This is a genomic window from Amycolatopsis kentuckyensis, from assembly GCF_002155975.1.
GTDB lineage: Bacteria > Actinomycetota > Actinomycetes > Mycobacteriales > Pseudonocardiaceae > Amycolatopsis > Amycolatopsis kentuckyensis.
In genome coordinates this window covers 1-7,801 of sequence record NZ_MUMI01000046.1, presented here as the reverse complement: position 1 = coordinate 7,801, position 7,801 = coordinate 1, and the positions used below count along the sequence as shown (strand labels likewise).

General features: G+C 72.0%; 10 protein-coding genes and 1 pseudogene. All 11 read left to right on the top strand.

All coding sequences use genetic code 11. From position 1 onward, the window contains the following. Positions 1 to 196: pseudogene (locus tag CCN39_RS04890) on the top strand (malonic semialdehyde reductase); the annotation flags it as partial. A gap of 133 nt (positions 197 to 329) precedes the next feature. Then, the gene (gene thrS / locus CCN39_RS04885; RefSeq protein WP_086838763.1) at positions 330 to 2,357 is read left to right on the top strand and encodes a threonine--tRNA ligase; all 2,028 of its coding nucleotides are present in this window, start codon (positions 330 to 332) and stop codon (positions 2,355 to 2,357) included. Further along, positions 2,354 to 2,896, top strand: a complete 543-nt coding sequence (locus CCN39_RS04880) for an HIT family protein (protein ID WP_086838762.1) — start codon at positions 2,354 to 2,356, stop codon at positions 2,894 to 2,896. Before thrS ends, CCN39_RS04880 begins: the two co-directional genes overlap by 4 nt. 85 nt (positions 2,897 to 2,981) lie before the next feature. Continuing rightward, positions 2,982 to 3,503 (top strand): MarR family winged helix-turn-helix transcriptional regulator, encoded by a 522-nt coding sequence (locus CCN39_RS04875; protein ID WP_086838760.1) that lies wholly within the window; start codon positions 2,982 to 2,984, stop codon positions 3,501 to 3,503. 88 nt (positions 3,504 to 3,591) lie between these two features. Beyond that, positions 3,592 to 4,218, top strand: a complete 627-nt coding sequence (gene pgsA / locus CCN39_RS04870; protein WP_086838759.1) for a phosphatidylinositol phosphate synthase — start codon at positions 3,592 to 3,594, stop codon at positions 4,216 to 4,218. Next, positions 4,215 to 5,132, top strand: coding sequence for a phosphatidylinositol mannoside acyltransferase (locus CCN39_RS04865; protein WP_086838757.1), 918 nt, complete (start codon positions 4,215 to 4,217; stop codon positions 5,130 to 5,132). Before pgsA ends, CCN39_RS04865 begins: the two co-directional genes overlap by 4 nt. Before the next feature lie 18 nt (positions 5,133 to 5,150). Beyond that, entirely contained in the window at positions 5,151 to 6,296 is a 1,146-nt protein-coding gene (locus CCN39_RS04860) for a glycosyltransferase family 4 protein (protein WP_086838765.1), read from the top strand. Continuing rightward, complete coding sequence (locus CCN39_RS04855; protein ID WP_086838755.1) at positions 6,293 to 6,775, top strand: NUDIX hydrolase; 483 nt, start codon at positions 6,293 to 6,295, stop codon at positions 6,773 to 6,775. Before CCN39_RS04860 ends, CCN39_RS04855 begins: the two co-directional genes overlap by 4 nt. A 1-nt stretch (position 6,776) precedes the next feature. Continuing rightward, complete coding sequence (locus CCN39_RS04850) at positions 6,777 to 7,043, top strand: hypothetical protein (RefSeq protein WP_086838753.1); 267 nt, start codon at positions 6,777 to 6,779, stop codon at positions 7,041 to 7,043. Beyond that, positions 7,040 to 7,291, top strand: coding sequence for a hypothetical protein (locus CCN39_RS04845; protein WP_086838751.1), 252 nt, complete (start codon positions 7,040 to 7,042; stop codon positions 7,289 to 7,291). The genes CCN39_RS04850 and CCN39_RS04845 overlap by 4 nt, the downstream gene beginning before the upstream one ends. 18 nt (positions 7,292 to 7,309) lie before the next feature. Beyond that, positions 7,310 to 7,801, top strand: a 492-nt coding sequence (locus CCN39_RS04840) for an XdhC family protein (protein ID WP_086838749.1), incomplete at its 3' end; no start/stop codon positions are given.

The window sequence follows — 7,801 nt, the reverse complement described above, 5'->3', positions numbered from 1 at the left end:
CATCATCGGCGTCCGCGCCGCCGGGCTGGCTGCCGGCCCGATGACCGGCTTCGACGCCCAGGGCGTCGACGACGAGTTCTTCGCGGACAAGAAGTGGCGCTCGCTGGTCATCGTCAACGTCGGCAAGCCCGGCGAGAACCCGTGGTTCGACCGCCTGCCGCGGCTGGACTTCGACCAGGTCGTCGAAACCCTCTGACCTCGATCGGACGGGCCGTCTCCGGAGCCGGAGGCGGCCCGTCCGGCGTTCGCGCCACGCGCGTGAGGCACGCGAGCGCCGCCGACTAGCATCGACGGCGTCATCTCTGTCACTCCAGCTTGAGGAGCCGATCGTGTCCCAGTCGCCCCCCGTTTCCCCCGTGGCCGCCTCCCGCGTGGTGGTACCGGCGGGCACTACGGCGGGCGCGGCGGTCCGCGAAGCCGGTCTGCCGACCAAGGGCCCGGACACGATCGTCGTGGTCCGCGACGCCGACGGGAAGCTGCGCGACCTCGCCTGGGCGCCGGAAGCCGACGCCGAGGTCGAGCCGGTCGCCGCGAACACCGAAGACGGCCGCAGCGTCATCCGCCATTCGGCCGCGCACGTGCTCGCCCAGGCCGTGCAGCAGCAGTTCCCGGACGCCAAGCTCGGCATCGGCCCGCCGGTGAAGGACGGCTTCTACTACGACTTCGCCGTCGACAAGCCGTTCACCCCCGAGGACCTGCAGGCGCTCGAAAAGCGCATGAAGCAGATCGTGAAGGGCGCCCAGCAGTTCTCGCGGCGCGTTTTCGACTCCGTCGACGAGGCCAAGAAGGAACTGGCGGACGAGCCGTTCAAGCTCGAACTCGTCGACCTCAAGTCCGAAGTGGACACCTCCGAGGTGATGGAGGTCGGCGAGGGCGAACTCACCATCTACGACAATCTCGACCCGCGCACCAAGGAACGTGTCTGGAGTGACCTCTGCCGCGGTCCGCACGTGCCGACCACGAAGTTCATCCCGGCGTTCAAGCTCACCCGCGTCGCCGCCGCGTACTGGCGGGGTAGTGAGAAGAACCCGCAGCTGCAGCGGATCTACGGCACGGCGTGGGAGTCGGCCGAGGCCCAGGAAGCCCACCTCGAGCGCATCGCCGAGGCCGAGCGCCGCGACCACCGCAAGCTCGGCGCCGAACTCGACCTGTTCTCCTTCCCCGAGGAGATCGGCTCCGGCCTGCCGGTGTTCCACCCGAAGGGCGGCATCATCCGCCGCGAGCTGGAGAACTACTCGCGCCGCCGCCACGAGGAGGCCGGCTACGAGTTCGTGAACACCCCGCACATCAGCAAGGGCGAGCTGTTCCACACCTCCGGCCACCTGCCCTACTACGCGGACACGATGTTCCCGCCGGTGCAGTTCGACGAGGAGAACTACTACCTCAAGGCCATGAACTGCCCGATGCACAACCTGATCTTCCGCTCGCGCGGGCGGTCCTACCGCGAGCTGCCGCTGCGGCTGTTCGAGTTCGGCACCGTCTACCGCTACGAGAAGTCCGGCGTCGTGCACGGCCTCACCCGCGTCCGCGGGCTGACGATGGACGACTCGCACATCTACTGCACCAAGGAGCAGATGCCGTCCGAGCTGCGGTCGCTGCTGAAGTTCGTCCTCGACCTGCTCGCCGACTACGGCCTCTCCGACTTCTACCTCGAGCTGTCCACCCGCGGGGACTCCGACAAGTTCATCGGCGAGGACTGGGAGTGGGAGGAGGCCACCGAGACGCTGCGGCAGGCCGCCGTCGACTCCGGCCTCGAGCTGGTCCCGGACCCGGGCGGCGCGGCCTTCTACGGCCCGAAGATCTCGGTGCAGGCCAAGGACGCCATCGGCCGCACCTGGCAGATGTCGACCATCCAGCTGGACTTCAACCAGAACAAGCGGTTCGAGCTCGAATACACCGCCCCGGACGGTTCGCGCCAGCGGCCGGTGATGATCCACCGCGCGCTGTTCGGCTCGATCGAGCGCTTCTTCGGCGTGCTGACCGAGCACTACGCGGGCGCGTTCCCGGCGTGGCTCGCGCCGGTGCAGGTGGTCGGCATCCCGATCACCGCCGACCAGGTCGAGCACCTGCAGGGCATCGAGAAGGCGTTGCGCGCCAAGGGGATCCGCGCCGAGGTCGACGCGAGCGACGACCGGATGCAGAAGAAGATCCGCACCCACACCACGCAGAAGGTGCCGTTCATGCTGCTGGCCGGCGCCAAGGACGTCGAGGCGGGCGCGGTGTCGTTCCGCTTCCGCGACGGCGGCCAGATCAACGGCGTGCCGGTGGAAAAGGCGGTCGAGGCGATCGCGGAGTGGGTCGGGCGCCGGGAAAACGCGTCGCCGTCGGCCGAGGCACTGGAGACGGTCGTTCGGTGAGTGAGGGTCCCGAGCTCGTCGAGCAGCAGGGCGTCGGGGTCCAGGACGCGTTCCAGCGCCTCTGGACCCCGCACCGGATGGCCTACATCAAGGGCCAGGACAAGCCGGACGGCGACGATGACGCCGGCTGCCCGTTCTGCCGGATCCCCGCGCTGGACGACAAAACCGGCCTGATCGTCGCCCGCGGCGACCTCGTGTTCGCGGTGCTGAACCTGTACCCGTACAACCCGGGGCACCTGATGGTGGTGCCGTACCGGCACGTCGCGGACTACACCGAACTCACCGTCGAGGAGACGCGCGAGGTCGCCGAATTCACGCAGCACGCGATGACGGTGATCCGCGCGGTGTCCGGCGCGCACGGGTTCAACATCGGCCTGAACCAGGGGCACATCGCCGGCGCGGGGATCGCCGCGCACCTGCACCAGCACCTGGTGCCGCGCTGGGGCGGGGACGCGAACTTCATGCCGGTCATCGGCCAGACGAAGGTGCTGCCGCAGCTGCTGGGGGAGACGAGGGACCTGCTGGCCGACGCCTGGTGACGCGCGGGCGGCACTCGTCTGGACCAGCGCCGCCCGACCGGTGAAAACTCCTGATTGAGTGTTCAACCGAGAGTATGATGGAGTTATGTCCGGAACCCGATGGCTCAGCGACGACGAACAGCGCGTCTGGCGTGAGTTCAACGCGGCCACCCGCATGCTCAGCGCGCATCTCGAAGGTCAGCTGCAGCACGACTCGGGCATGCCGCACACCTACTACGAAGTCCTCGTCGCGCTGTCCGAAGCGCCCGGCCGCCGGCTGCGGATGAGCGAGCTCGCCGACGCCCGGCAGGCGTCCCGCAGCCGCCTTTCGCACGCCGTCGCGCGGCTGGAGGCGAACGGGTGGGTGCGGCGCGAGGCCTGCCCCACCGACAAGCGCGGCGCCTGGGCGGTGCTGACCGACACCGGCTTCGCCGCGCTCGAAGCGGCCGCGCCGGGCCACGTCGAGGCCGTCCGCGAAAGCCTGTTCGACCCGCTGACGCCGGAGCAGGTGACGGCGCTCGGCGAGATCAGCGCCGCGATCCGCCGCCGGCTGTCGCCGAAGTGCGCCGCCGCCGCGGCCGCCGAAGCGGCGCGGGAGCACGAGGGCGAGCTCACGAAATCGGGCTGACCCGGGGCGGCGCGTCGGGTTCGCCGAGGCGGGTGGATAGGCTGCATTCGCCCACCCGACCCTCGTAGCCAGGTGCCTCGACGAACCGATGCTCAATATCTTCGCGCGTGCCTCCGTCTCCCGCGTCACCGATCCGATCGGCCAGGCGCTGGTCCGCGCCGGGCTGACCCCCAACGTGATGACCGTGCTCGGCACCGCCGGGGCGGTCGTCTGCGCCCTCGTCTTCTTCCCGACCGACCACCTGCTGTGGGGCACCTTCACGGTGTGGGGCTTCGCCATGCTCGACCTGCTCGACGGCGCCATGGCCCGCGCCCGCGGCTACGGCACGCCGTTCGGCGCGGTGCTCGACGCGACCTGCGACCGGCTGGTCGACGGCGCCCTGTTCGCCGCCATCGCCTGGTGGTGCTTCGTCGTCGACGACAACCGCCCGGCGGCCGCCGCGGCGCTGTTGTGCCTGGTCCTCGCCCAGGTCATCTCCTACGTCAAGGCCCGCGCGGACGCCTCCGGGCTGCCGGTCGACGGCGGGCTCGTCGAGCGCGCCGAGCGGCTGATCATCGCGCTGGTCGGCACCGGCCTGCACGGGTTCGGCATCCCGTACACCGTGGACGTGACGCTCTGGCTGCTCGCCGTGCTGTCGGTGGTGACGCTGCTGCAGCGCACGGCCGCGGTGGCGAAGGCGGCCCGCGAGGCGGCCGCCGGGGAGCAACCCGCATGAGCAAGCTGTCAGAGCGGTTGAGCGCCTTCGGCTACGCGGCCGGGTGGAAGCTCGCCGGCTGGCTGCCCGCCGGGTTCGGCGGCACGGTCTTCTCGCTCGGCGCGGACCTGGCCGTCCGCCGGGACGGCGGGGGCGTGCAGCAGCTGCGCGCGAACCTCGCCCGCGTGGTGCCGCAGGCCGACCCGGTCGAGCTCGACGAGCTGACCCGGCGTGCGATGCGCTCGTACGCCCGCTACTGGCACGAGACGTTCCGGCTGCCGTCGATGGACCACAAGGAGGTCAGCGCCAAGGTCGCGGCCTCGATCACCGGCGTGGAGAACCTCGACGCGGCGCTGGCCGAGGGCAACGGCGCGGTGATGGCGCTGCCGCACAGCGGCAACTGGGACGTCGCCGGCGTGTGGCTGGCCGACTACCTCGGCGGCTTCACGACCGTGGCGGAACGGCTGAAGCCCGAGTCGCTCTACCGCCGGTTCGTCGAGTACCGGGAGTCGCTCGGCTTCGAAATCGTGCCGCTCACCGGGGACAGCTCGGCGATGCGGGTGCTGCTGAAACGGCTGCGCGAGAACAAGGCCGTCTGCCTGGTGGGCGACCGCGACCTGACCACCAGCGGCATCCCGGTGAAGTTCTTCGGCGAGAAAGCCCGCTTCCCCGGCGGCCCGGCCCGGCTGGCGGCGACGACCGGCGCGGCGCTGATCCCGGCCGGCTGCTGGTTCACCGAGGACGGCTGGCAGATCCGGCTGCACCCGCGCATCCGCGTCACCGCGCGCGCCGAGGTCCCGGCCGCGACCCAGGCCCTGGCGGACATCTTCGCCGGCGACATCGCCGCGCACCCGGCCGACTGGCACATGGTGCAGAAGTTCTGGCCGGCCGACCTCGAGGCCGCCGAACAGGCAAGCCTCGAAGAAGCGAGCTGACGCGTGGCCGCGCGGCCGATGCGGGTCGGGATCGTCTGCCCCTACTCCTTCGACGTGCCCGGCGGGGTCCAGGGGCACGTGATCGACCTGACGAAAGCGCTGCTCGCGCGCGGGCACCAGGTGTCCGTGCTGGCGCCCGCGGACGAGGACGCGGAGCTGCCCGAGTTCGTGCACCCGGCGGGCAAGGCGCTCGGCATCCCGTACAACGGCTCGGTCGCGCGGCTGCAGTTCGGCCCGGTGTCCTACGCGCGGGTGCGGCGCTGGATCCGCGAAGGCGACTTCGACGTGCTGCACCTGCACGAACCGGCCGCGCCGAGCCTGTCCCTGCTGGCGCTGCTCATCGCCGACGGCCCGATCGTGGCGACGTTCCACACCGCGACGACGCGCTCGCGCACGCTGTCGGCGTTCCAGCCGGTGCTGCGGCCGCTGCTGGAGAAGATCACCGCGCGGATCGCGGTGTCCGCGCTGGCCCGCCGGGTCCAGGTCGAGCACGCCGGCGGCGACGCCGTGGAGATCCCGAACGGCGTCGACGTCGAGTTCTTCTCCTCGGCGCGGCCGCTGCCCGGCTACCCGCGAGCCGGGGGCACGGTCGGGTTCGTCGGCCGGTTCGGGGAGCCGCGCAAGGGCATGGGCGTGCTGCTGGAGGCGCTGCGGCGGATCCTCCCGGAGTTCGAAGACCTGCGGCTGGTCGTGGTCGGCCGCGGCGACGAAGACCAGCTGCGCCGCGACGCCGGTCCGGAGCTGGCCCCGCACCTGGAGCTGCTCGGCCAGGCCGACGACGCCACGAAGGCCCAGGCGCTGCGCAGCGTCGACGTCTACTGCGCGCCCAACACCGGCGGCGAGAGCTTCGGGATGATCCTCACCGAGGCGATGGCCGCCGGGACGCCGGTGCTGGCCAGCGGGCTCGACTCGTTCCGGCGGGTGCTCGACGACGGCCACGCCGGGATGCTCGTCGAGACCGGTGACCCGGCCGCGCTCGCGGACGGGCTGCGCGAGCTGCTCGGCGACCCGGCCCGCCGGGCGTCGCTGGCCGCGGCGGCGGGGGAGCGCGTCACGATGTACGACTGGTCGGTGGTGGCCACGCAGGTGCTGCGCGTCTACGAGACGGCCGTCGCGGCCGACCCGCGGCGGGTCGCGGCGCCGGAAGGGGAGCTCGCCCGGTGAGCGTGTTCGGCTGGCTGCTCCCGGTGCTCGCCGTGGTCGTGGTGCTGGGCGGCCTCTTCCTGGTGGCGACCGCGAACCGGCTGGACCGGCTGCACGTCCGCACGGACGCCGGCTGGGCCGCGCTGGACTCCGCGCTGGCGCGCCGGGCGGTGGTGGCGCGCGCGGTCGCTGCGGTGCTGGGCTCCCCGGGCCTGCGGACGTCGGCCGAGCGTGCCGAAGCGGCGCCGCGGGCCGAGCGCGAAGCCGCGGAGAACGAGCTGACGCTGCAGCTGGGCCGCGTCGACCGGGCGGGCCTGCCGGCCGAGCTGGCCGAGGAGCTGACCGACGCCGAGCACCGGGTGGTGATCGCCCGCCGCGTCCACAACGACGCCGTCCGCGACACGCTGCGGCTGCGGCGGCGGCGGAAGGTGCGGTACTTCCGCCTCGCGGGGACCGCGCCGTTGCCGGAGTACTTCGAATTCGCGGAGCCGGAGGTCTGACATGTGGTGGGTGGTCGTCGAGGAACAACGCGGCGGCGGGGACGCGCGCGCCTGGAACGTCACGAAGACGAAGCCCGCGGGCGGGGACCGCGAGCACGCCGACGAAGTGGCGCGGCGGCTGGCGTTCTCGCACGAGCCGGTACACCCGTCGAAGGTGACGGAGCGGAAGGTGCTGCAGGTCGCCGACGGGTATCTGGTGATCGCGACCGGCCCTACGGCGAAGTATCACTTCCGCGTGACACTTGGCCAGAGCGTGGTGACGCCATGAGCTGGTGGGTGGTGGTCGAGGAGCAGCGCACCTCGGAGCGGCACTGGGCGCTGTCGGAGCGGTTTTCCTTCGCCGACCAGGAGACCGCCGAGGCCGAAGCGCTGCGGCTGGCGCGCGAGTACCAGCCCGCCTACCCGTGGTCGCCGAAGTCGCGGAAGGTGCTGCGGGGCCCGGGCGGGTACGTGGTGATCGTCGAGGGCCGGACGTCGACGTTCCACTTCCGGTTGAGCGTGCTCGAAGAGCTCTGAAGCTGCCAGACTGAGGCCATGAGCGAGACTTGCGACGTCGCCCACGGCACGGCCCCGGCCGACCCGGGACTGCGGACCCTGGTGGCGGTGTTCGCGTCGCCGGTTTCGCGGTTCCTGCTGAAGTTCGCGAAGGACCTCGGGTACCACGTGGCGCTGTTCGAGCCCGACCCCGCGCGCGTCACCGACGTCCCGGAGGGCTTCGACGCGGACACCGTGCTGCCGCCGCTCGACGCGTCCGCGGACGTGGTCGTCACCGACCACCACCGGCCCGAGCTGGGGCCGGTGCTGAAGGCGGCGCTCGAGGGGAAGCCGCGGTGGGTGGGCGTGCTCGGCAACCCGCGTCACCCGGGCCCGCACGTGGTCGCGCTGCAGGGGCTGGGCGTCCCGGACTCCGACATCGCCCGCGTGCACCGCCCGGTGGGCCTCAACATCGGCTCCCGAACCCCGCCGGAGATCGCCCTGGCCACCCTGGCCGGCCTCGTCGCCGACCGCAACAACCGCCCCGGCGGC

What these genes read in the sequence shown, in the direction of transcription:
- CCN39_RS04875 (WP_086838760.1), top strand. Translation starts at nt 2,982, where the DNA reads ATGTCCGGAACCCGATGGCTCAGCGACGACGAACAGCGCGTCTGGCGT.
- pgsA (WP_086838759.1), top strand. Translation starts at nt 3,592, where the DNA reads ATGCTCAATATCTTCGCGCGTGCCTCCGTCTCCCGCGTCACCGATCCG.
- CCN39_RS04865 (WP_086838757.1), top strand. Translation starts at nt 4,215, where the DNA reads ATGAGCAAGCTGTCAGAGCGGTTGAGCGCCTTCGGCTACGCGGCCGGG.
- CCN39_RS04860 (WP_086838765.1), top strand. Translation starts at nt 5,151, where the DNA reads ATGCGGGTCGGGATCGTCTGCCCCTACTCCTTCGACGTGCCCGGCGGG.
- CCN39_RS04850 (WP_086838753.1), top strand. Translation starts at nt 6,777, where the DNA reads ATGTGGTGGGTGGTCGTCGAGGAACAACGCGGCGGCGGGGACGCGCGC.
- CCN39_RS04845 (WP_086838751.1), top strand. Translation starts at nt 7,040, where the DNA reads ATGAGCTGGTGGGTGGTGGTCGAGGAGCAGCGCACCTCGGAGCGGCAC.